The sequence below is a fragment of the Saccharopolyspora rhizosphaerae genome, from assembly GCF_003931915.1.
Classification (GTDB): domain Bacteria; phylum Actinomycetota; class Actinomycetes; order Mycobacteriales; family Pseudonocardiaceae; genus Saccharopolyspora; species Saccharopolyspora rhizosphaerae.
Window position 1 is genome coordinate 99,665 of the sequence record NZ_RSAA01000006.1, and the last position, 22,146, is coordinate 121,810.

The following is a 22,146-nucleotide window of genomic DNA, read 5'->3' on the forward strand; positions in this document are numbered from 1 at the left end:
TGGAGGAAGGCGAGCGGAACCACCCTCGCGCACAGCGGCGTTGCGGCCTCACCCCTTGACGGCGCCGCCGAGCTGGGCACGCACCAGGTGGCGCTGGCTGATCAGGAACACCACGGCCACCGGCACGGTCGCCACCAGCGCGATGGTGAGCTTCAGCGGCAACTGCTGCCCTTCGCCCAGCGCTCCGCCGACGAGGCGGGCGAGCCCGACGGTCAACGTCTCGTAGCCGGGGCTGGAGGTCGACACCAGGTAGTGGGTGAACTCGTTCCACGAAGCTTGGAACGCCAGGATGCCCAAGGTGACCACCGCCGGACGCACCATCGGCAGCACCACGCTCCACCAGCGCCGCACGACGCCCGCGCCGTCCATCTTCGCCGACTCCTCGACCTCGTGCGGGACCTGCTCGAAGGCCTGCTTCATGAGGAAGATCCCCATCGCGTCGGCCAGCAGCGGCAGGATCATCCCGGCGTAGGAGTCGAACAGCGACAGTTCCCGCAGGACGAGGAACTTCGGGATCAGCAGCACCACCGGTGGCACGGCCATGACCATCAGCACGCCGCTGAACACCGTCCCGCGGCCGCGCCAGCGCAGTCGTGCCAGCGCATAACCGGCCATCGCGTCGATCAGCAGCCGCCCGACGGTGACCGAGACCGTGACCAGCAGCGAGTTGCCCAGCCACAGCGGCACGTCCACCGCCGGGTCGGTGGCGACCCGCTCGTAGCTGCTGGTGTCGACCTGCTCGGGGATCAGCGACAGCGGGTGGGCCACCGCGTCCGCGTCCGACTTGAACGAGGTGGCCACCTGGATGAGGAAGGGGCCCAGGTAGAGCACCGCGCCCACGACCAGCACGAGGTAGCCGAGGGCCACGCCCAGCACCCGGACTCGCTTGGTGCTCACGTGTTCCTCCCATCCCGCAGCAGAACCCGCTGCAGCGCTGTGAGCCCGACGATCAACAGGAACAGCAGCAGGGCGATCGCGGCGCCGACGCCGAAGGAACCCTCGGCGAAGGACTGCTGGTACGACAGGAACGCCGGGGTCAGCGTGGTCTTCGCCGGGGCGCCCTGGCTCATCACGTAGACCTGGTCGAAGACCTGCCAGGTGCCGATGAGCCCGAGGGTCGCGACCAGGAAGATCGTGGGCATCAGCTGCGGCACGGTGACCTTCCAGAACTTCTGCCACCAGCCCGCGCCGTCGACCAGCGCGGCTTCGGACACGTTCTCCGGCAGGTTCTGCAGCGCCGCGAGGAAGATCAGCATGTAAGTGCCCGAGGTCGTCCACACCACCAGCGCGATGACCGTGACCAGCGCGACCGACGGCCCGGAGACCCACTCCCACAACGACAACCCGCCGAGCTCGGTCTCGGCCAGCAGCCGCGGCGGTCCGTCCAGGCCGAACAGCGCCAGCACCTCGTGCAGCACGCCGCGCGAGTCGGTGAACCAGTTCGGCCCCTGCACCCCGAAGAACTCGAGCAGCGCGTTGACCGCACCCGAGCCGGAGAACAGGAACAGGAAGATCACCGAGATCGCCACCGAGCTGGTGATCGACGGGAAGTAGAACACCGAGCGGAAGAACGCCCGCCCCCGCAGCGCCCGGTTGTTGACCACGACCGCCAGCGCCAGCGCCACCAGCGTCTGGCTGGGCACGACCAGCAGCACGAAGTACGTCGTGTTGCGCACGCTGGTCATGAAGTCGCGCCGGACCAGCCCGTCCTCGAACAGCAGCTGCCGGTAGTTGTCCCACCCCACGAACGGCGCACGGCCGGTCAGCGGGCTGTAGGTGCCGTTCCAGTCCAGCATGCTCACGTAGAAGGCCAGTCCCGCCGGGACGACCAGGAACAAGCCGATCAGCGTGATGGCCGGAGCGACGAACAGCCAGCCGGCGCCGTTCTCCCGGCGCGCCTCGGCGGTCTTCGTCCCGCCTCGGCGCGGGGGTACCGGCCCGCCGGCGGGCGGAGCCGGTCTCACCGTCGCTTCGGTCGTCGCTGTCACTTCGTCAACACCTGTTCGGCGCTGCGCTGCAGCTCCTGCAGGATCTTGGCGGGGTCGTCCCCGGCGGCCAGGCCCAGCACGCGGGAGTCGAAGTCGCTCTCGACCGAGTCCCAGCCCTGGACGGTCACCTCGCCCTGGGCGTAGTCGGCGCCCACGGCGAAGCCGGTCATCTCCGGCTTGCCCTCGGTCAGCTTCGGAGCGGCCTGCTGGTGGGCGGGGTTGACGCCGACCTCGGCGGCGATGCGCTCCTGCTGCGGCTGGTCGGTGAGGAAGGCGACCAGGTCCTGGGCTGCGGCATGCTTGCTGCTGCGCTCGGGGATGCCCCAGCAGTTGGTGAACGACAAGGTCCCCTTGCCCGCCGGTCCCGCGGGCAACTCCACCGAACGCCAGCGGGCGTTCGGGTAGTCGGAGGCCAGCGCGCCGCTGGCCCAGTTGCCGTCGATGGCCATCGCGGCGTTGCCCTTGCCCAGCGCTTCACCGGCCCAGCCCGCGTCGACGTCGGCGGCGAACGCGGTGCTGCCGGACTGCAGCAGCGACTGGACGTAGCGCAGCGCCTCGAGGTTCTGCGGGGTGTCGAGGGTCGGCTTGCCGCTGCCGTCGACGTGCCAGCCACCGGCCTGGCGCATGAAAGCACCCATGCGGTCGGCGCTGTCGTCCACGACCAGGCCCTTGCGCTCCGGGGTGGTCAGGCGCTGGGCGACCGCGGCCAGCTGCTGCCAGTCCTTCGGGACGTCGGCGTCGGTGAGGCCGGCCCGCTTCCAGGCCTCGGTGTCGATCAGCAACGCCAGCGTGGAGAAGTCCTTGGGCGCGCAGTAGAGCTTGCCGTCCCGGGTGAAGACGTCCTTCACGTTGGGGTAGAGCGAACCGGCGGTGCGCAGCTGGTGGCCGTAGGGGTGCAGGGAACCGTTCTCGACGTAGCGACCGAGGGAGCCCGGTGCGAGGTAGAACAGGTCGGGCGGAGTCCCGCCGGCGAAGGCCTGGCCGAGCTGCTGGTCGAGCTCAGCGGCCTGCACGATCTCGACCTTGTTGCCGGTCTGCTGCGACCACGCCGCGGTCTGCTCCCGCAGCACCCGCGTCTCGGCCGTGGTGCCCGACCCGACCAGCAGCCGCAGGCTGACCGGACCGGACTCCTGCTCGGCGCCGTCGTCGAAGCCGCTCCCGCAGCCGGTCATCACCGTGGCGAGGACCGCGACCGCGGCGGCGAGCCATTTACGGTTCACTCTCATCAGGACTGTCCTCCGTCGTCGTTGCCGGATGAGCTGCTGGCCCGCACGATCAGCTCCGGTCGGAGCAGTTCGCCCGGTTCGCCTTCGGGGCGGTCGAGCAGGCGCACCACCCGTTCAGCGATCCGGTCGATCGGTTGGTGCAAACTCGTGAGGCCGGGGCGCACCACCGCGGCCGTCGGGCTGTCGTCGAAACCGGTCAGCGCCACGTCCAGGCCCGGGCGCACACCGCGTGCTTCCAGAGCCTCGTAGGCGCCCAGGGCGATCGCGTCGTTGGCGGCGACCAGAGCGGTGGGCCTCGGCTCGGAGTCGAGCAGGCGTCCTGCGGCTTCCCCTCGATCGCGGTGCTCGTCGGCCGACCTCGCCAACATCCGCTCGCCCGCCTCGATGCCGTGCTCGGCGCAAGCGCGGCGCCAGCCGGCCGCGCGGTCGTCGCCGACCGGGTTCCCCTCGGGCAGGCCGAGGAAGCCGATACTGGTGTGGCCCTGGGCGACCAGGTGCTCGACAGCCTGCGCGGTTCCACTCGCGCCGTCGACGTCGACCCAGGGACCGGGCTGCGGCTCGTCGCTCCAGACCCGGCCGAACGAGGCGAAGGGCACCCCCTTGTCGCGCAACCACGCGTGCCGCGGGTCGCCGGGCCGGGTGTCGCTGAGCACGAAGCCGTCGACCGCGCTGCGCGCCAGCAGGTCGTCGTAGACCGACAACCCGGCTTCGCCTTCCGGCGCGGTGAACAGCAGCAGGTGCCGACCGGTGCGCTCGACCTCGGTGGTCAGCGCTCGCAGGAACCGGTCCATGAAGACGTTGACCGAGCCGTCCTGGCGCTGGGCGACGCAGTAACCGAGCAGCCCGCTGGAGCGGGTGCGCAACCCGCGAGCTCGGGTGTCCGGGCGGTAGCCGAGCTCATCGATCACCTGCCGGACCCGCTCCAGGGTCTCCGGACGGAGCTTCTCCGGAGCGTTGAGCGCGTTCGAGACGGTCTGCCTGGAAACACCCGCGCGCTCCGCGACCTGCTCCAGCGTGGTTGCCCGCGACACCCCATCGACTCCTTCGAACTCGCTCTGGCTTCGCGGGGCGCGGTCGTGCAAGACTGCCCTCCGCTTGATGTGAACGTTCAAACGCGTCGGTTTGAACGTTCACATCGAAGGTGAATGTTGATCCCACCGTCCGCGGTTGTCAAGAAGCGATCAGGAGACCCCATGCCCCACGGCAAGCAGCCCGCTCTCCACGAGCTGACTACCACGCTGTGCGCGCCGAACATCGCGCTCAGTTCGCCGTCCGGCCAGATCAGCCGTGGCGACGGCACCGGGCTGTACCGGCAGGACCGACGCAGCCTCGCCCACGCCGCGTTCGGCGTGGGCGCCGCGGAGCTGGTCCCGGTCGGCAGCGCGGCGGGCACGGGCCACACCCGTTTCCAGGGCCTGGTCCGCGGGCATGGCGACACCACACCCGACGTCGGACTGCACTACGTCCACGACCGCACGCTGACCGCGGACGCGATGCGCGAGACCTGGACGCTGCACAACGTCTCCACCGAGTCCGTGACGGTGACCGTCACGCTCAACGCCGCCACCGACCTGGCCCGCATGGACCAGGTCAAGGGCGGGGAGCAGCCGGCCCTGCTGGACCCCTCGGCCACCGAGGCCGAGGCGGCCTGGAAGCTCGACGACTGCGAGGTGCGGCTGCGCCTGGGCTCCGCCGCCGACTCGGTCTCGGTGACCGACGGGGACATCACCTGGAGCTGGCGGGTCGAGCTGGAAGCCGCTGCGGCTCGGGCGTTCTCCTTCGAGGTCGAGCAGCACGAGACCGAGCAGGGCGGCTTCCTGCCGAAGCGACCGGAGCCCGCCGTGGGCCTCCCCCTCCCGGAGGCGGCGTCCCTCGAAGGCGATCACGGCCGGTTGCTGCGGCGCAGCCTCGCGGACCTCGACGGCCTGCAGCTCTCCGACGACGGCACGCCAGGCACCGCGTTCCTGGCCGCCGGCAGCCCGTGGTTCCTGACGCTGTTCGGCCGGGACTCCCTGCTGGCCGCCCGGCTGCTGCTGCCGCTGAGCACCGACCTTGCCGCGAGCACCTTGCGCGTCCTGGCCGCGCGGCAGGGCACCAAGCACGACCCGGACACCGAGGAGCAGCCCGGCAAGATCCCGCACGAGCAGCGGAGGGTCGCCATCGACATGGACGGCGAGAACCCGTTGCGGCTGCCCCCGCTGTACTACGGCACGATCGACGCGACCCCGCTGTGGGTGTGCCTGCTGCACGACGCGTGGCGCGCGGGCATGGCCGAATCCGAGGTGCGCGAACTGCTCCCCGCGCTGCGAGCCGCGCTGGAGTGGGTGCGCGGGCCGGGCGACGCCGATGGCGACGGGTTCCTCGAGTACAGCGGTTCCGCGGGCGCCGGCCTGTCCAACCAGGGGTGGAAGGACTCCGGCGACGGTGTGCGCTGGGCCGACGGCACGATCGCCACGCGTCCGCTGGCCCTGTGCGAGGTGCAGGGCTACGCCTACGAGGCCGCGATCGGCGGCGCGGCGGTCTTGGCGGCCTTCGGTGAGGACGCCTCGACGTTCCGGGAGTGGGCGGCGGACCTCCGCGAGCGGTTCCGCGCGTCGTTCTGGCTCGACGACGAGCACGGCCGCTACCCCGCCATCGCCCTCGACGGCGACAAGCGGCCCGTGAGCGGCCCGACGTCCAACATGGCGCACCTGCTCGGCACCGGTCTGCTCGACGCGCACGAGGCGGAGCTGGTCGCCGAGCAGCTCGGCGGGCCCGCGCTGAACAGCGGGTACGGTCTGCGCACGCTGTCGGCTCAGGTGCGCGGCTTCAACCCGTTCAGCTACCACTGCGGCAGCATCTGGCCGCACGACACCGCCATCGCCGTGCTCGGACTGGCCTCGGAGGGCTTCCACGAGCAGGCTCGCGCGTTGGCCGAGGGACTGGTGCACGCCGGGCCGGCGTTCGACTTCCGGTTGCCCGAGCTGTTCGGCGGAACCGACCGCGGAGCGGGCGACGCGGTGTCGGCCTACCCCTCCTCGTGCACGCCCCAGGCCTGGGCGGCCGCGGGCGCCACGGCCGTGGTCGGCTACCTCCAGGGCTGGAACGACCCGGCGTCGGAGCGCTGAGATCTTAGCCCCGCGAGCGAGACCCCGTGAGCAGCGAACAGGCGGCACTGCGCCTGCAGTGCCGCCCGTTCCGCGTCCTGATCAGCTCTGGCTCTCGCGGACCAGCTCCCGCACGTACTCGATGCGACCGCAGTCCTTGTCGAGGTAGTGCTGCCGCGACCGCAGGAACGCCTCGCCGAGCTCGTCGCGACGCTGCTGCGTCACGGTGGCGCGGGCGTCGTTGAGGATCGTGCGCTCCTCCTCGTCGAGGTGGTGCGTGATCGTTTCGCTGAGCTGCTCCAGCTTCTCGTCCCAGGAGTCACCGCCCGGCTCGTCGACTTCGAGGAGGTCGAGCAGCGCCTCGTGGCCCTCGGCGTGCTCCTCGGCGCCGTGCTCGACCTCCTCGTCGTCCACTTGGGACGACTTGCGCAGCGTCGGGTAGACCTCGGTCTCCTCGGCCTGGGCGTGCGCGACGAGCAGCGCGGAGAGATCGCCCAAGGCGGTGCGGCGGTCGCCCTCCGAACTGCGCAGCTCGCGGAAGAGATCCTCGAACTTGCGGTGATCGGCCAAGATCAGCTCGACGACGTCAGATGACATGCCACTCTCCCGTTCCACTCCATCACCAAGATCTTCAACTCTAAGCACATCGGGACCAACAGGCCCTCGACATTCTGGCGCGTGTCGCGCTCGGCCCGGCCGCGCTGGTGTCGTGCACAACAGTTCGGTTGCGGAGGGTCCCGGGGCGCGCCCCCTGCCCTACAGTGCGGTGACCTTCCGCCCCCGTCCCCCGAAGGTGGCAACCATGTCGAAGCGCCGCGACCGCAAGTCCTTTCGCAAGAGCATGCGCAACGCCGGTTGCCTCAGCGCGCTGGTCGTGCTGCTCGTCGTGGTCGGTGTGATCGTGCTGCTGGCGTTCATCGCGCACGACCCCTCCGGCGCCGCGAGCGGGATCAACTACTGGTGGGGACGGCTGGGCGATGGGGCCCGCGCGATCTTGCACGCCCCGATCGACTTCTTCAACGCGCTGCTCACCTTCGTCGAGCAGGTGGGCGGCTGACCGTCCCGGACGCAACGCAGCGAGCTACCCGTGACGGGTAGCTCGCTGCTCGGATGCTCAGTCCGCCTCGTCGCCGGGGAACGGCGGGTTCGGGCGCAACAGGGTGTCGTGATCGTCGACCGGCATCTCGACCTCGATCCGGTCCTGCCCGGGCACCACATCGTTGGGCAGTTCGACTTGCTGGTCACTTGGGGTCGCCATAGTGCCTTCTCCTCCACTCCGGTGCTCTTCGTCAGCACCGCGGTCTTCGTCGGTCCGGGCCTCTCGTGGCACCCGGTACCTGGCCGAGCGGGCGTCGGCGGCCGTTCGGCTGGTCAGCAGGGCAGGTCGGCCGTCGGGGGACGTGCGCGCTCGTGTCCACGAGCAGCGCCTGCGCCACGCCGTGGGCCTGCCTCAGCTACCGGCTGAACTGGGACAAGCCACCTCTGGTGCCGCTTCGGGGCTGGCACCGACCTGGTTGAGAAGTACCCCGGACGGTGCACGGCACAAACCCGAAGCGTGACAAGTCACAGGCGGAGCGCGACCAGCGGTGCGCCCTGCGGCCGGGTGCGCGCCGGACCTGGTCGTGGCCGGGGTTTGGGGCTGCTCGGCACCGGGTAGACCCGGTCCACAGTGATCGAACGATCGAAGCACCGACGGGAAGGGTTAGCGTTGAAGCTTGGTTTCCTGCAAGGCGTGTACGAGCAGCAAGGCCCGTTCGCGACGGTGTACCTGGACACCTCCGGTGATGCCGAGGACGCGGGCAAGGCGATCGAGCTGCGCTGGCGTTCGGCCCGCGAGCAGCTCTCCGAGGCCGGGGCGGACGAGACCACCCTGCAGATCATCGACGAGGCGCTGCAGGAGCCGCAGCGGACCTCCGGCAACCGCGGTCTGGTGATCGTGGGCAACTCCGACGGCGTCGTGTTCTCCGACGAGCTGCCGGACCGCCCGGGCGACTTCTCCGACGACGAGCTGGCCACCTACGGCCCCGTCCCCGCCCTGTTCCCGTACCTGAGGATGCGCGGGACCCGCATCCCGCACGTGATCGCGGTGGTCGACCGCGAGGGCGCCGACATCACGACGGTCCGCGCGACGCTCGCCAGCAAGACCACCGAGGTGGAGGGCGACGCCGACCTGCTGCACAAGAGCCACACCGGTGGCGGTGCGGGCAGCGAGCAGCGCCAGCAGAACGCTGTGGAGGAGAACCGCAAGCACAACGCCGGGCAAGTCGCCGAGGAGATCTCCAAGCGAGCTGCGGCGATCAACGCCGAGGCGATCGTGCTCGCCGGTGATCCCCAGCAGCGCCAGCTCGTCCGGCAGGACATCCGCAAGGGTCTGCAGCCGCTGGTCGTGGAAACCGAGGCCGGCCACCGCGACCCGAACGCCTCCGAGGAAAGCCTCCAACAAGAGGTGTCCGAGACGGTCGGCGCGGTGGTCGACGACCGCGTCCAGAGCGTGATCTCGGACTTCGAACGCGAGCGCGGCGAGCACTCCCGGGCCACCGAAGGTTGGGAGTCCACTGTGGCCGCCGTCCAGCGCGGCCAGGTGGAGACCTTGTTGCGCGCGGTCCCGGATGCCAGCGAACGGCCGTCCACACTCCACATCGGACCGTCGCAGGCCGACATCGCCACCTCCGAGTCCGCGTTGACCGACATGGGTGTCCAGGGCGTGCAGACGGCCCCCGCGGACTCGGCACTGGTGCGCGGCCTGGCCGGGACCGATTCGGCCCTCGTGCTGGTCGACTCGGAGAAGGTCTCGCTCTCCGGCGGCATCGGCGCCGTGCTGCGCTACACCGAGGGCTGAGGAAGACCCGCGTTCCGCCGAGCGCCCCGGTCGGGTCGAGCACCCGCACCGCGGGCGTGGCGAAGCCGCCCCTGCCCGGGAGACCAGGGGCGGCTTCGCCCACGCCCGGCGAGGTTCCCAGCCGACGACTCCTGCCCCCGGGTGCTGACCTTCTCAGTGGAACTTCAGCACCCGGGGGCAGGAGCGTTTCTGATCAGTGACCCCCCTCGCTGTGCGAGGGTCGAAGAGCACCCGGCGCGTGGACGACCTCGCTGACGGGGAAGTTCGCGGCCGTCCCGCGCCTCGGCAGCGTTGGCAGGTTCGGTGTCGCCGCAGTGCAGCTCATCACAGCGGTGATCCGCAGGAGCGCTTCGAGGTCCACGAACCCGGCATCATCGACACCGACACCGTGGCCAGCGGTCGTGGGCGTGGGACCAAGCCCGCTGGGTGCCGGCCTTCGACCAGCCCGAGCACGCCCGGCCTCCCAGAGGGCCGGGCGTGTGAGGCTCAGTGAAATCCTGCGAAGTTCGAACCCCCAGCCAAGCCGCACGGCGCGCGCGCCTGCCCGACGAGGCCACCGCCCGCACCGCGGTCCACGAGTACGGGCGAAGCACCCGGCCTTCCCGCACCCGCGGACCCGACCAGCGCACACACCCGGCCTCCTGAGACGGCCCTGGCGTGTCGGGCGGGGTCGAAATCCTCGCCGAGTTCGAGCGCCCGGCCCAAGCCGCACGACCCCACGACAAGGCCCCCACACCCACGCCGCGACCAGCGAAGACGCCTTGAGGCAGGCCAGCGCAGACGCGCTGAGAGACGACTCGGCGGCCTTGGTCGGGACCCTCGAGTGTCCCGACGGCGAGGCGCACCGGGGAGCCCTGTCCCGCGTTCCTGCAGGTCGGCGTCGGGCGCATCACCCTGGCCCGCGACAGGTCGACCTCATCGTGGAACCCACCTCAGGGCCAGAGGCCGCCGGTGCTCGCGGTGCTGCTCGACGACTGCGAGACCGTGCTCGACCTTCGGTTGAAGGAACTCCTGCTGCCTGCAGAACCTGATCACCGCCACCGCGCGGCCTGGGAAGCACGAGGAGAGCTCCTGCTCCGCCCTCCCCGATTCCGCCGCGACCAACAACACTTGCAGTGAGCGGTGATCACGCGCGGTAGCGAGCTCGTGATCGGACACTGATCGAATTCACCGCACGCTGAAACCAGCGTTGCACCCGAACATCATCGGCGATTTTCTCCCCACCATCCCGCATCGTGGTATTCGATTGGCGCCCCGGCGAATTGACGTCTCCCTCGTCCGACAGACCCGTGACGTCGACCATTCCGATCTCTTCTCGCCCCATTCCGCGCGGTCGCGGAATGTAGTCTTGCGTCAGCGGAAAGGGTGAGCCCTTCCGGCTGATGTTGACGATTGAGGATTGATCGAGAGATGTGCCAACCACCGGATCAGCACTTCGTGGCCGAGCTGGCCATGGCGCGGAGCGTCCGCGATGACCTGAACCAGCTCCCCACCACCGAGGACGAGGGGCACGACAGGGCCGGCCCCTCCGCGAACCGAACCGGCGAGTGACCACGCCGGGGGCCCGCGCGGCTCCGGAGGCGGAGTGAAACGGACCCGCGGGCACTGGCCGCAGCGGTGATCCGAAGGTGATGTGACTGGTGACGGCCGCGGGTGCTTGTCCGCGGAGGGCTCCTGGCGGTTGAGATCGTCCCTCGGCGCCGAGATCAGCCCGCGCCGGAGGGGTTCAGCGGGTGATATCGCTCTCGCGCTCGACGAGTCGGGCGGCGACCTCGTGGAGCTTGACGTTGGCCTGCTGGGACGCCTTGCGCAGGTGTTCGAAGGCCTCGTCCGGGCCGCAGTTGTGGCGGGCCATCAGCAGACCCTTGGCCTGCCCGATCGTGTCGCGGTGGTCGAGGGCGTTGCCGAGCTGCTCGACGAGCCCGCGGGCCTTCTGGTGCTGGTAGGCGTGGTTGATCGCGGTGGCCACCGCGTGGGTGACCATCTCCAGCAGGGCTTCGTCGAGCGGGTCGAAGGCGTTCGGCTCCGGCGCGGTGAGGTTGAGCGCGGCCGTGGTCCGAGCGATGTGGGGATCGATGAGCAACGGAGCGCCGAGTGCGACCGCGACCTCCTGGTCGCGGGCCGCGCGGCAGTACTCCGGCCAGCGTCCCGGCTTGCTGGTGTCCAACCGCACCAGCTGTCCCGTGCGAGCCGCCTCCAAGCAAGGGCCGTCTTGAGCGTGGTACTGGCAGTCGTCGAGCTCGGCGGCCCAGGTGTGGCTGGCGGCTGCCGTCCGCGGCTCCTCGCCGCGCACGATGGTGACAGTGGCACTGCCGGTATCGGGAATGGTGGCCGCGACCGACTGGACCAAGCGGTCCAAGACGGTCTCCAGCGGTTCGAACCGATCCAGCAGCGTGGCCAACTGGTCGAAAGCGTCAGTGGCCTTCTCCACGCGTCGTGCGGGCTCTTCGACGGTCACGTGCAAAGGTCCTTCCTCGAGAAGTCACAACCTCTCCGCTGCTGGTGGTGCAGCCGGGGAAGAGGTGGCTCCTTCCGAGCTTAGAACTGCGTCCTGGCAGGTGGCGAGAGGGCGTCGGCCACATCGCTGTGGCATTCGAGCCGGTCCAGACCGGCGATCCGGAACGCGCGCAGGACGGCGTGGGTGGTGGCCACCAGCCGCAGTGAGATGCCGCGCGAGCTCGCGTCCATGGAGGTCCGCTTGAGCAGTTCGAGCCCGGAGACGCTGATGAACGTGACCGCCGACAGGTCGAGCACGATCGCGCCGATCACGCCTGTCAGCCTCGGCCGCACGAGCTCGGCGAGCCGCGGCAGCGTGGCCTCGTCGATGACGCCCGCGATCGTGATGGCGGTGACGCCGGGAACCGGGTAGTCGACCCTCAGCTGGAGGCCCGACCCGGTCCGGGATGCAGTCCTCCACTGCGTCGGAGGCTTCGGCTCCTGCCGAGTTGCGGGAGGAGCGTTCTGCTGCATTTCCGGAGGATCGCCAACGGGTGTGGTCATACGGGGAGTGCTCCCTTCGACCAGGGAGCCACCAACCTCGAGCCCTCAGGGCTCGGTCCTGAAGGATCATCACCAGCCGTGAGAAGGCCACGAGACCAATGACGCCCTGCGTTGTGGTCGTGTCCTGAAGGCTGGATTTTCAACCTGCTGACGCCACCCTACCTGTGTTCCGCGACTACGCACAGGTGTCGGGCCGATCGGCAACAACGTTGCCGCGCAACGGACCGAGGAGGCAGGGCCGAGCGTGCGCGCTCGGAGAAGCCAAGAACGCCCACGCCCGTGATCCCCCGGGCGCACCGCAGCTGCTTCCTCAACTGGGGCTCGCCTAGGTTCGCCGCCGCCCGGGACAGCGCGGACCTGCTGCCCGGCTACCCCGTGCACGTCCAGGGGCAAACGTCCCGAATCAGGACGTCCAGGGCGGACACCGCTCGGCTCGACGCTCGAACGCCGAGTCGTCAGGCGCGGCGAGGTCCCCACCGGGCGGATCGATCCCCTCCCTTCCGTTGTGGATCGAGGGGAGCTCATCGCCTCGCAGCGAACGCCCGCTCAGGACCCGAGTTCGCGAGCGTCGTGTTTAGTCCCCGTCCCCACCGGGCATCTCAGGATCACGGTAGCGCTCTTGGAAACACCGGGGCGCTGTTCCCCCGCCAGTTGAACGCCAAGGCCAGCTGTCGGGTTGCCCCGCTGCGGAGTGCGGGCGCGGCCTCAAATGCAGGTGGAGTGCGTCGATTCGGCGCTGGGGCTCGCTTCGCGCACCGCGGCGAGGGCTCGGCTGCCACCGACGTGGCGCGGCCGCAGTGAAACGAAGCGAGGAACAGAGGTGCTCACCTGATGACTTCCGTGCAGAAGACACACACCGAAGACCGTTATCCGACCCGGTCCTCCGAGTCGGCCCTGCTCGAGCGCACCGACCCGGTGGTGTGGCCCGGGGTGGACAACGGCCCGGCCAGCGCCGCCGAGCTCGCCGAGCACGACGAGAAGGGCTTCCACGTGCTCACCGGGCTGCTGTCCCCGGCTGAGGTGCAGCAGCAGTGGCAGGAGCTGCAGCGGATGACCGACGACCCCGCGATCCGCTCGGACGAGCGCACAGTGGTCGAGAAGGGCACCGAGGAGGTCCGCTCGATCTTCGACGTGCACCGCACCAACCGGTTGATCGCCGACCTGATCCGCCAGCCGCGGATCCTCGACCGCGCCCGGCAGATCCTCGGCTCCGACGTGTACGTCCACCAGAGCCGGATCAACTACATGCCCGGGTTCCGCGGGAGCGGCTTCTACTGGCACTCGGACTTCGAGACCTGGCACGCCGAGGACGGCATGCCGGCGCCGCGCGCGGTGAGCCTGTCGATCGCGCTGACCGACAACTACCCGTTCAACGGCGGGCTGATGGTCATGCCGGGCGCGCAGCGCACCTTCATCTCGTGCGCGGGCGAAACGCCTGAGGACAACTACAAGTCCTCGCTGAAGAAGCAGGAGGTGGGCGTCCCGTCCGAGGACGACATCTCCAAGCTCGCCTACGAGCACGGCATCGAGCAGTTCACCGGACCGGCCGGCTCGGCGCTGTGGTTCGACTCGAACACGATGCACGGGTCGGGCAACAACATCACGCCCTACCCGCGCTCGAACATCTTCATCGTGTTCAACAGCGTGGAGAACACGTTGCACGAGCCCTTCGCCGCGAACCAGCCGCGTCCGGAGTTCGTGGCCTCCCACGACTTCACCCCGCTCAGCCGGTGAAGCGGAGGCCGACACCCAGAACCACGCAAGAACCCACGCCGCGGACCGGCGGGTCCTGAGGCCCCCGGAAGCCGCTGCAGGAGGGGAGAAGGATGAAGTACGACGAGTTCCTCAACCAGTTCCGCGAGCGCGGCGGACCGAGCGACCGCGAGCACGCCGACGCCGCCGCCAAGCAGGTCCTGGCCGCGTTGGGTCAGCGCTTGGCCGGCAACGAGCCGCACGACCTCGCTGGACAGCTGCCGGTCGAGCTGAAGGATCCGCTCATGCGGCCCACCGGCGAAGCCGAGATCGGCGACGACCTCGAGGACTTCCTCCGCCGGGTCGCCCACCGCGAGGGACACGGGTGCAGCACCGACGACGCCCTCAGGCACGCGCAGGCCGTCATGAGCACCATCGGCAGCTTCGTCTCCGGTGGCGAGATCCAGGACCTGCGGTCGCAGTTGCCGACCGACTACGCACCTCTCTTCGAGCCGGTGCGCGCGTGAACAACCCGATGAACCCCGCTGGGAGGAGCTGACATGGCGACGGACGACAAGGCCCAGAACAAGGCCGAAGACCTCAAGGGCCAGGCGAAGGAGAAGCTCGGCGAAGCCACGGGCAACGAGCAGTGGCAGGCCGAGGGCAAGGCCGACCAGGCCAAGGGGAACCTGAAGCAGGCCGGCGAGAAGGTCAAGGACGCCCTGGGCGGCGACAAGGACCAGAAGAACAGCTGACGTCCTGCGGCACCGGGCGGCGGGCTCGATGGTCCCCCATCGAACTCGCCGCCCGGTGCCAGCGCATCCCGCCCACCCGGAAGGAGAACCACATGCAGAAGGACCAGCTCATCGACCAGGTGGCTCGGCAGGCGAACCTGCCCACCGATCGCGCTGAAGCGCTGACGCGCGCGACCTTGCGCGCGCTGGCCGTGCGCATCACCGGCGGTGAAGCGGAAGACCTCGCGGCCCAGCTCCCGGCCGACCTGGACGCGGAACTGAGGGGTGCCGAGGAGGCCGCGCAGGGGCTGAGCTTCGAGGAGTTCCGGCAGAAGGTGCAGGAACAGCTCGACGTGGACGAGGACGGCAGCACCGAGGGCGTGCGCGCGGTCTTCTCCGTCCTGAGCCAGGCCGTCACCGGGGGCGAGTTCGACGACGTCGTCAGCCACCTGCCCCGCGAGTTCCGCACCGCGGTGGACGTCGTGGAGTGAGCGGCTCGCCGCGGGACCGAGGTGCCTGCACGAGCCCGCGCCGCGGCTCGCCCGATCACCAGGGCCGATGCTCACCCGAGCACCGGCCCTGGTGTTCGCTCAGGTCCCCACCGGGTCGCTGATCCTGGCCAAGCGCCGGAAGGACTCCGGGCCCGCCGCGGCCGTGCCGGCCTCGATCTCGTGGATGATCGCGGTCAGTTCGGCGTTGAGCGGTGCCTCCAGGCCCATGCTGCGTGCCGCGCTCACGACACCGCCGTTGATGACGTCGACCTCGGTGGGGCGGGAGCGCTGGAGGTCCTGGAGCATGGAGGCCTTGGTGGGCCCGGCCCGGGACATCAGGCGGTCGAGGGCCTGCTCGGCGGCGGCGCGGTCGCCGTCGTCGCGGGCGACCAGCTGATCGACGGGGGTCGCGAACACCTCGCCGAGCGTCATGCCCAGGGCGCGGGCGATGTCGTAGCCCTCCCGCCAGAGCCGCAGGCCCACCTCGCGCCCGACCGGATCGGCCACGACGTCCCGGTACAGGCAGCCGCCCGCCGCACCGAGGCCCGAGAAGGTGCTGTTGAGCAGCAGCTTGGTCCACACCTGGCTGGCGATGGTCGCCGTCGTCTTCGCCTCTGCGATGGTCGCGAGGACCTGCCGCAGGCGGGCGAGCCGCTCCGTGCTGCTGCCGTCGAGCTCGCCGACGACCGTGGGCGCGTCGGTGGTCTGCTGCAGGTGCCCCGGGCCGAGGTTGGTCGCTCCCCACTCGATGAGGCCGACGATCAACCGTTCCCGGCCGACCAGGGACTGCACGAGGTCGTGGACCAGGCCGTTGCCCAGCGCGACGTAGGTGTCCACCAGCCTGGCGTCGACCAGCGGAGTCACGGCCGCGCGCAGCGCGGGAGATTTCACGGTGAGCAGCGCGAAGTCGAAGGGGCCGCCCAGGTCCGCGGGGTCGCTGACCGCGTTCAGACGGCGGCGTGAGGTCTGGCCGCTGACCTCCTCGAACAGCAAGCCCGGTTCGCGGAGCCGGGCGACGTGGTCCTGGTCGGCGTCGAGCACCGTGACGTCGAGACCCGATTGGGCCATCTGCGCGGCGGCGACACCGCCGATCGCGCCGCCTCCGACGACGATGATGCGTTCTGCCATGGTCGCTCCTGTTCAGGTCTCGCGGGCGCGCTCGTGCGGCGAGAGCGCGCGTGGTGGACAACCGCAGGTCGTGCCGATGTGGAGTTCGTAGGGCCGGATGGACTCGCGGGTGGGTCCGCCCGCTCCGTCGATCCGCCGGATGAGCCGGTCGACGGCCAGCTCCGCCATGTGCCGTCGGGGGACGCAGATGGTGGTCAGCTCGGCGAGCATCGAGGCGACCGGGAAGACCCCGTCGATGCCGGTGACGGCGACGTCCTCGGGGATCCTGATCCCGTTCCCGCGCAGGCTCCCGATCACCCCGGAGGCGATCGCGTCCGATCCGCAGACGATCGCGCGGGGCAGCTGGCCGGTGTCGATCAAGCGCTGGGCGGCGTGGTTGCCGCCTTCGGCGGTGAGGCTCGTGGTGAGCCTGCGGTGCGGCGGCACCGGGACGCCGAGCCGCTGCGCCGTGGCGACGAACGCCTCCGCCCGGCTGCCCGACGACGAGGAGTTGCGCGGCCCGGTCACGACGGCGAGGTCGGTGTAGCCGTGCTCGACGACGTGGCAGAAGACCTCCTCGGCCGCCCTGACGTCGTCGATGCCGATGAAGTCGGCGTGCAGGTCGGGGATCCGGCGGATCAGCTGCACGAACGGCATCCGTGCCCGCCGCAGCCGCCGGACGATCCCGCCGTCGTCGGGGTGCAGCACCGTGAGCACCACCCCGTCCACGCGCCGGGCGATCATGGCCTCCACGACGCCGGCCAGCGTCTCGGGACTCTCCTGGGTGTGGGCGAGGAAGACCTCGTAGTCCTGACCGCGTGCGGCGTCGATGGTGCCCGCCGCGACGTCGGCGTAGAAGGGGTTGTCGATGTGGGCCAGGACGAGACCGAGCACGCGGGTGCGGTCGGCGTCGAGCTTGGCGTGGTGGCGTTCGAGCGGGTAGCCCATCTCGCGCGCGATCCGCAGCACCCGCTGGCGCATCTCGGCGGACACACCGGCGCGCCCGTTGAAGACGTAGGAGACCGTGGCCGGCGTGACCCCGGCTTCCCTGGCGACGTCCGCGGCGGAGACCCGGAGCGCCCGGACACCCGTCTTGCGACCGTGGTTGCTCGACTGCATGCCGGTAGCCTCTCCCCTCGTCCGCTCGCGGGGAACAGCGAAGGCAGCGCTGGAGGTCGTCACCGCGGTGGGTCGGCCTGCTCGCGGAGCTCGACCCGTCCGAGTCGCTCGCGCAGCCGGTTGAGCTCGGCGTAGGCGCGGTCGCGGTGGCGGGCCACCTCAGCACCGAGCCCGTCGGTGAACTCGTAGAAGCCCTGCCCGCTCTTGAGCCCGTGCCGTCCCCGCTCGACCTGGTCGGTGAGCAGGTGCGGGGTGCCGATGCGCTCGCCGTAGGCGGCTTCCAGCGTCGTGAACCCGTCGCGGTAGACGTCGAGTCCGGCGATGTCGGCGATGGCGAACGGGCCGAAGAACGGCAGCCGGAAGCCGAAGGAGTTGCGGACCACCTCGTCGACCTGCGCCGGAGCGGCCACTCCTTCTTCCACCAGGCGCGCGGCCTCGCGGAACAGCGCGTACTGGAGGCGGTTGGCGACGAACCCCGGGGAGTCGCCGACCACGGTCGGCACCTTCCCGACGCTGCGCAGGAGTTCGACGACGTGCTCGACCACCGACGAGCCCGTGCCGGCCGCCGGGATGACCTCGACGCTGGGCACGAAGGGCGCGGGGTTCATCCAGTGCACTCCGAGGAAGCGCTCGGGCGCGGTGACGTTCGAGGCCAACTCCCCGATCGGGATGGCCGAGGTGTTGGTCCCGATCACCACGTCCCGGCCGACGTTCGCCGAGATGCGCTCCAACACTGCGCTTTTCATGTCGACGCGCTCGGGAACCGCTTCGGCGACGTAGCCGGCACCGTCCACTGCGGACTCGAGTGAGTCGGCTGCGCGGAGGTGCTCCCGCACGGCGTCGGCCATCCGTGGCGGCAACAGCCCGTCGGCGGCGAACTCGCCGGCCTCCTCGTGCAGCCGCTGCACCCGCTCCCTCGCGCGCTGCGCCGACTCGTCGGCGACGTCGCAGTCGATGCCGTGCGCCGCGAACGACTGCGCGATGCCACCGCCCATGTACCCGGCGCCGACCACCGCGACGCGCACGAAGGCCCCGGCCATCAGAAGCCCACGGCCGAGCGGCCCTTGAGCTGCAGGACCTCGCGGGCCTCGTCCGGCGTGGCGACCTCGAGGTTGAGCGCTTCGAGCACGGTGCGGATCCGGGTCACCTGCTGGGCGTTGCTCTCCGCCAGCTGCCCGGGGCCGATCCACAGGGAGTCCTCGAGACCGACGCGCACGTGCGATCCCATCGCAGCGCCGATGCTGGCCAGGTTCAGCTGGTTGCGCCCGGCGCCCAGCACCGACCACTGGTAGTCCGCACCGAGGAGGCGGTCCGCCGTGCGGCGCATGTGCATGAGGTCCTCGGGGTGGGCACCGATCCCGCCCAGCAGGCCGAAGACCGACTGGACGAACAGCGGTCCGTCGGTGAGTCCGCGGTCCCGGAAGTGGGCGAGGTTGTTCAGGTGCGCGATGTCGTAGCACTCGAACTCGAAGCGCGTCCCGTTCGCGCGGCCGTGCTCGAGGATGGTCTCGATATCGGCGAAGGTGTTCTTGAACACCAGGTCTCGGCTCTTCTCCAGGTGCTCCCGCTCCCAGTCGTGCTCGAACTCCGGGAACCGGTCCAACATCGGGTACAGCCCGAAGTTCATCGAGCCCATGTTCATCGACGCCAGTTCCGGCTTGAACTCCACCGCGGGACGCATCCGCTCGGCGACCGTCATGTGCGGCGAGCCACCGGTGGTGAGGTTGACGACCGCATCGGTGTTGCGCTTGAGCGAATCGAGGATCGGCGCGAAGTGCGCCGGGTCCTGCGACGGCCGGCCGTCCCGGGGGTCCCGGGCGTGCATGTGCACGACCGCTGCACCGGCCTCGGCGGCCCCGATCGCGGCTTCGGCGATCTCCTCGGGCGACACCGGCAGGTGCTTCGACATGGACGGCGTGTGGATGGCGCCGGTGACGGCGCTGGTGATGATGACCTTCCGTGCAGCGGGCACGGGTACCTCCGGGTTCTGGGGTGGAGTCGTGGACGTCAGCACGCACGGCGTGCGGTGGGCGAGGTGGTCACCCCGCCTCCGCAGCGGGCCGGCCCACCTCCGCCACGCTGTCGTGGAATTCCGGGTCGCGCGTGGGGAACCGCAGTCCGAGGAGGGCACCGACCGCCACGAGCGCGGCGACGAACCACAGACCGGACACCGCGCTGCCGGTCGCCTCCTCCAGCAGGCCCATCACGTAGGGGCCGACGAAACCGCCGAGGATCCCGATGGTGTTCATCAGCGCGATCCCGCCGGCCAGCGTCGCGCCCGACAAGCGGGTCGAGGGCACCGCGAACATGATCGGCTGCACGACGAAGAAGCACGCGGCGGTCAGGCAGAAGCCCAGGATCGCGACGACGGCGGGTGCGACCGCGGCGATGAGCAACCCCGCCGTCATCGCGGCGAGGCCGCCGACCAGGATGGTGCGGGAGCGCGCGGCGTTCGTCGCGTGGCGCGGCAGCAGGAGCGCACCAGCCGCCGAGGCCACCCACGGCAGGGCCGTGATCAAGCCGACCGTGAAGCTGTCCATCTCGCCCCAGGACTCGATGATCGTGGGCAAGAAGTAGGTGAGGCTGTAGACCGCGATCTGGTGGCAGAAGTAGATCGCGATGGTCATGAGGAGGAACTTGTCCCGGAACACCCCGGCGAAGGAGTGCGTGCCGGACTCGGCCGCTCCGGCCTCCTGCTCGGCTTCGAGGTGCGCCTCCAGCCGACCGGCCTGCTCCTCGCTGAGCCACGGCGCATCCCGCGGGCCGTCGGGCAGCAGCTTCCACACGACCACCGCGAGCACGACCGCGGGCATCCCCTCCAGGAGGAACATCCACTGCCAGCCCTGCAGGCCGGCGACACCGTCGAGCCCCAGGATCGCCCCGCTCAGCGGCGCGCCGATGATGTTGGCGATCGGGACCGCGGCGAGGAAGGTGCCCATGGCGGCAGCGCGCTGGCGACGCGTGAACCAGTACGTCAGGTACAGCATGACGCCGGGGAAGAAACCGGCTTCCGCGATGCCCAGCAGCACTCGCATCACGTAGAACGAGGTTTCGCCCTGCACGAAGGCCATGCCCGCCGAGAGCAGGCCCCAGGTGACCATGATCCGCGTGATCCAGAACCGCGCCCCGAAGCGGTGCATGAGCAGGTTGCTGGGAACCTCGCACAACGAGTAGGCGAGGAAGAACAGGCCCGCGCCCAGGCCGAAGGCCGCCGCCGAGATCCCCATGTCGGCCTCGAGGTGGGTCTTCGCGAGCCCGATGTTGGTGCGGTCGATGAACGAGATGACGTAGGCGACCATCAACAGCGGCATCAGCTTGCGGGTGATCAACCGCGTCAACCGCGGGTCCTCCGCGGTGGCGGCGGAGCTGTCGGAAGTGGAGGACATCGTTGTCCTTTCCGCTCGGTGCGTGGCGTGCAGGTCGTGCCGCAGTGCCCGCTGCGAGTCCCGGCGAGCTCCGGGTCCGGGCGTACGTCGACCGGGTCGGAGTCGGCCACCGGCACGTCAGCGGCGACGTGGGACGCACGCTAAGGACGGCCCCGCGCCTTAAGCAACGTTAAGCTCGCGCCCTCGGAAGCGGCTTCGGCAGCGGCGCCGTGCCGGTGACGCCGGGCCCCAGCCGCGCTTGCGGTCACCGTCCAGCAGCACCGCGGCCGTGGCGTCCCTGGAACTCCGGCGGCCCGGCGCACATCCGCCAGCGCTCGTCCTGTCCTGCGCCTCACCGCCACGGTTCCGGCCACCGCGGCGCCGGACCGGGTGAGCTGCGCGTTCTCCGCGATGCGGCAGAGGACGCGACCCTTCGCGCAACCTCGTCGTCACCCTCACGTCTCTCCGGAACCGGCTGACACGTGCGCCCGGAAGACGATTCCGTCACCGAAACACCCTGTCCTGCAAGGCGAGTTCAACAGATGACGCTGAGTCATGCAGGCGGGTGCAGGGCACGGCGCAGGGCGTCGAGGGTTTCACCGGCCTGGCGGCGGGACACCGCGGCGCCCGTGAGCACCGCCGACCGGTGGAACGTCCCGGGGAACAGGTGCAGCTCGACCGACACCCCGGCGCGCAGCAGTCCGGAGGCGTACGCCAGGCCTTCGTCGCGCAGCGGGTCGTTCTCGTACACCGACACGTAGGCGGGAGGGAGGCGGGACAGGTCGTGCGCGCGTGCGGGGGCCGCGTAGGCGGGGACCTCCCCGTTCCACCCGCGCAGGTAGTGCCGCCAGCTCAGCACGGCGTCGGAGTGGTTCCACAGCGGTGTCTCCTGGAACACCCGTGCCGAGTGCGTCTCGACGCGGTCGTCGACCTCCGGGGCGTCGAGCACCTGGAAGCGCACCGGCGGGCCGCCGTGGTCCCGGACCAGCAGCGTCAAGGCGGCGGCGAGACCACCACCCGCGCTCATGCCGTGCACGGCGATGCGCTCGGCGTCCACGCCGAGCGACGCGGACTGCGAGGCCGTCCAGTCGAGCACGGCTTCGCAGTCCCGCACAGCAGCCGGGTACGGGCGTTCGGGTGCCCAGCGGTAGTCGACGGCGACGACGACCGCGGGCAGGTGCTCGCACAGGTCCGCAGCTTGGGCGGTGAGCGAGTCGATGCTGCCCATCACGAAGCCACCGCCGTGCAGGAGCAGCACGGCGGGCAGCGCTGCAGCCGCGCCGGCGGGCCGGAAGACGCGGACGGGGACCCGCACGTCCTCGCCGTGGGGAACCTCGTGATCGGTGGTGGTGACCGCGTCGCTGATCGGCTGCGCGGCTTTCGCGGCGAGCTCCGCCATCCGGGCACGGGCCCCGTCGAGGTCGTGGATGTGCAGGTCGGGCAAGGCGGGCACGGCTGCCGCCAGTTCGGGATCGAGGTGCATGCTGCCCCCTGCAGTG

Annotated in this window: 22 protein-coding genes; 8 read left to right on the plus strand and 14 right to left on the minus strand. The window is 70.5% G+C overall.

Annotated elements, in window-relative coordinates:
* Positions 1-48: 48 nt before the first annotated feature.
* Genes EIL87_RS06020 through EIL87_RS06035 form a run of 4 tightly spaced genes read right to left on the minus strand, consistent with a single transcriptional unit; the run spans position 49 to position 4,245 of the window.
* A complete protein-coding gene (locus EIL87_RS06020) occupies positions 49-897 on the minus strand; it encodes a carbohydrate ABC transporter permease (protein WP_125089168.1) in 849 nt (282 codons plus the stop codon).
* Positions 894-1,988 (minus strand): carbohydrate ABC transporter permease, encoded by a 1,095-nt coding sequence (locus EIL87_RS06025; RefSeq protein ID WP_233576062.1) that lies wholly within the window; start codon positions 1,986-1,988, stop codon positions 894-896. Before EIL87_RS06025 ends, EIL87_RS06020 begins: the two co-directional genes overlap by 4 nt.
* The gene (locus tag EIL87_RS06030; protein WP_125089169.1) at positions 1,985-3,214 is read right to left on the minus strand and encodes a sugar ABC transporter substrate-binding protein; all 1,230 of its coding nucleotides are present in this window, start codon (positions 3,212-3,214) and stop codon (positions 1,985-1,987) included. Before EIL87_RS06030 ends, EIL87_RS06025 begins: the two co-directional genes overlap by 4 nt.
* Positions 3,214-4,245: a LacI family DNA-binding transcriptional regulator gene (locus EIL87_RS06035; protein ID WP_125089170.1), complete on the minus strand. Its 1,032-nt coding sequence runs from the start codon at positions 4,243-4,245 to the stop codon at positions 3,214-3,216. The genes EIL87_RS06030 and EIL87_RS06035 overlap by 1 nt, the downstream gene beginning before the upstream one ends.
* Before the next feature lie 162 nt (positions 4,246-4,407).
* Between EIL87_RS06035 and EIL87_RS06040 the strand changes: the two genes are divergently transcribed.
* Positions 4,408-6,321: a glycogen debranching N-terminal domain-containing protein gene (locus tag EIL87_RS06040; RefSeq protein WP_158628595.1), complete on the plus strand. Its 1,914-nt coding sequence runs from the start codon at positions 4,408-4,410 to the stop codon at positions 6,319-6,321.
* A gap of 81 nt (positions 6,322-6,402) precedes the next feature.
* On the opposite strand, the gene EIL87_RS06045 is transcribed toward EIL87_RS06040, so the two are convergent.
* Entirely contained in the window at positions 6,403-6,897 is a 495-nt protein-coding gene (locus EIL87_RS06045) for a hemerythrin domain-containing protein (RefSeq protein ID WP_125089172.1), read from the minus strand.
* A gap of 205 nt (positions 6,898-7,102) precedes the next feature.
* On the opposite strand from EIL87_RS06045, the gene EIL87_RS06050 reads away from it, so the two are divergent.
* Positions 7,103-7,357, plus strand: a complete 255-nt coding sequence (locus EIL87_RS06050) for a hypothetical protein (RefSeq protein WP_125089173.1) — start codon at positions 7,103-7,105, stop codon at positions 7,355-7,357.
* 57 nt (positions 7,358-7,414) lie between these two features.
* Here the strand turns inward: EIL87_RS06050 and EIL87_RS26755 are convergent, their stop codons facing one another.
* A complete protein-coding gene (locus EIL87_RS26755) occupies positions 7,415-7,558 on the minus strand; it encodes a hypothetical protein (protein WP_158628596.1) in 144 nt (47 codons plus the stop codon).
* A gap of 474 nt (positions 7,559-8,032) precedes the next feature.
* Between EIL87_RS26755 and EIL87_RS06055 the strand changes: the two genes are divergently transcribed.
* Both EIL87_RS06055 and EIL87_RS26760 read left to right on the plus strand, forming a co-directional pair.
* Positions 8,033-9,139: a baeRF2 domain-containing protein gene (locus EIL87_RS06055; protein WP_233576063.1), complete on the plus strand. Its 1,107-nt coding sequence runs from the start codon at positions 8,033-8,035 to the stop codon at positions 9,137-9,139.
* 1,410 nt (positions 9,140-10,549) lie between these two features.
* Positions 10,550-10,690 carry a hypothetical protein gene (locus EIL87_RS26760; RefSeq protein WP_158628597.1) on the plus strand — a complete coding sequence of 47 codons (141 nt, stop codon included), beginning with the start codon at positions 10,550-10,552 and terminating at the stop codon, positions 10,688-10,690.
* 175 nt (positions 10,691-10,865) lie between these two features.
* Here EIL87_RS26760 and EIL87_RS06060 read toward each other — a convergent pair whose 3' ends face one another.
* Together EIL87_RS06060 and EIL87_RS06065 are read right to left on the minus strand one after the other, a co-directional pair.
* Complete coding sequence (locus EIL87_RS06060) at positions 10,866-11,597, minus strand: GAF and ANTAR domain-containing protein (protein WP_158628598.1); 732 nt, start codon at positions 11,595-11,597, stop codon at positions 10,866-10,868.
* Positions 11,598-11,677: 80 nt separating this feature from the next.
* Entirely contained in the window at positions 11,678-12,109 is a 432-nt protein-coding gene (locus tag EIL87_RS06065) for an STAS domain-containing protein (protein WP_158628599.1), read from the minus strand.
* Between the two features lie 861 nt (positions 12,110-12,970).
* On the opposite strand from EIL87_RS06065, the gene thpD reads away from it, so the two are divergent.
* The 4 genes from thpD (at position 12,971) to EIL87_RS06085 (ending at position 15,056) form a co-directional block, all read left to right on the plus strand.
* Positions 12,971-13,873: an ectoine hydroxylase gene (gene thpD, locus EIL87_RS06070; RefSeq protein WP_125089177.1), complete on the plus strand. Its 903-nt coding sequence runs from the start codon at positions 12,971-12,973 to the stop codon at positions 13,871-13,873.
* A 92-nt stretch (positions 13,874-13,965) separates the two neighbouring features.
* Positions 13,966-14,358, plus strand: a complete 393-nt coding sequence (locus EIL87_RS06075; RefSeq protein WP_125089178.1) for a DUF2267 domain-containing protein — start codon at positions 13,966-13,968, stop codon at positions 14,356-14,358.
* 33 nt (positions 14,359-14,391) lie between these two features.
* Positions 14,392-14,586 (plus strand): CsbD family protein, encoded by a 195-nt coding sequence (locus tag EIL87_RS06080; RefSeq protein ID WP_125089179.1) that lies wholly within the window; start codon positions 14,392-14,394, stop codon positions 14,584-14,586.
* A gap of 92 nt (positions 14,587-14,678) precedes the next feature.
* The gene (locus EIL87_RS06085; RefSeq protein ID WP_125089180.1) at positions 14,679-15,056 is read left to right on the plus strand and encodes a DUF2267 domain-containing protein; all 378 of its coding nucleotides are present in this window, start codon (positions 14,679-14,681) and stop codon (positions 15,054-15,056) included.
* A 99-nt stretch (positions 15,057-15,155) separates the two neighbouring features.
* Here the strand turns inward: EIL87_RS06085 and EIL87_RS06090 are convergent, their stop codons facing one another.
* The 6 genes from EIL87_RS06090 to EIL87_RS06115 form a co-directional block, all read right to left on the minus strand.
* On the minus strand, positions 15,156-16,184 hold the full coding sequence (locus EIL87_RS06090) for a ketopantoate reductase family protein (RefSeq protein ID WP_125089181.1): 1,029 nt from the start codon (positions 16,182-16,184) through the stop codon (positions 15,156-15,158).
* A gap of 12 nt (positions 16,185-16,196) precedes the next feature.
* The gene (locus EIL87_RS06095) at positions 16,197-17,282 is read right to left on the minus strand and encodes a LacI family DNA-binding transcriptional regulator (protein WP_125089182.1); all 1,086 of its coding nucleotides are present in this window, start codon (positions 17,280-17,282) and stop codon (positions 16,197-16,199) included.
* A 59-nt stretch (positions 17,283-17,341) separates the two neighbouring features.
* Positions 17,342-18,322, minus strand: coding sequence for a 3-hydroxyacyl-CoA dehydrogenase family protein (locus tag EIL87_RS06100; protein WP_125089183.1), 981 nt, complete (start codon positions 18,320-18,322; stop codon positions 17,342-17,344).
* Positions 18,322-19,254, minus strand: coding sequence for a BKACE family enzyme (locus EIL87_RS06105; protein WP_125089184.1), 933 nt, complete (start codon positions 19,252-19,254; stop codon positions 18,322-18,324). Before EIL87_RS06105 ends, EIL87_RS06100 begins: the two co-directional genes overlap by 1 nt.
* A 67-nt stretch (positions 19,255-19,321) precedes the next feature.
* Complete coding sequence (locus EIL87_RS06110) at positions 19,322-20,668, minus strand: MFS transporter (protein ID WP_199740282.1); 1,347 nt, start codon at positions 20,666-20,668, stop codon at positions 19,322-19,324.
* 532 nt (positions 20,669-21,200) lie between these two features.
* Positions 21,201-22,130 (minus strand): alpha/beta hydrolase, encoded by a 930-nt coding sequence (locus EIL87_RS06115; RefSeq protein WP_125089185.1) that lies wholly within the window; start codon positions 22,128-22,130, stop codon positions 21,201-21,203.
* Positions 22,131-22,146 lie beyond the last annotated feature (16 nt).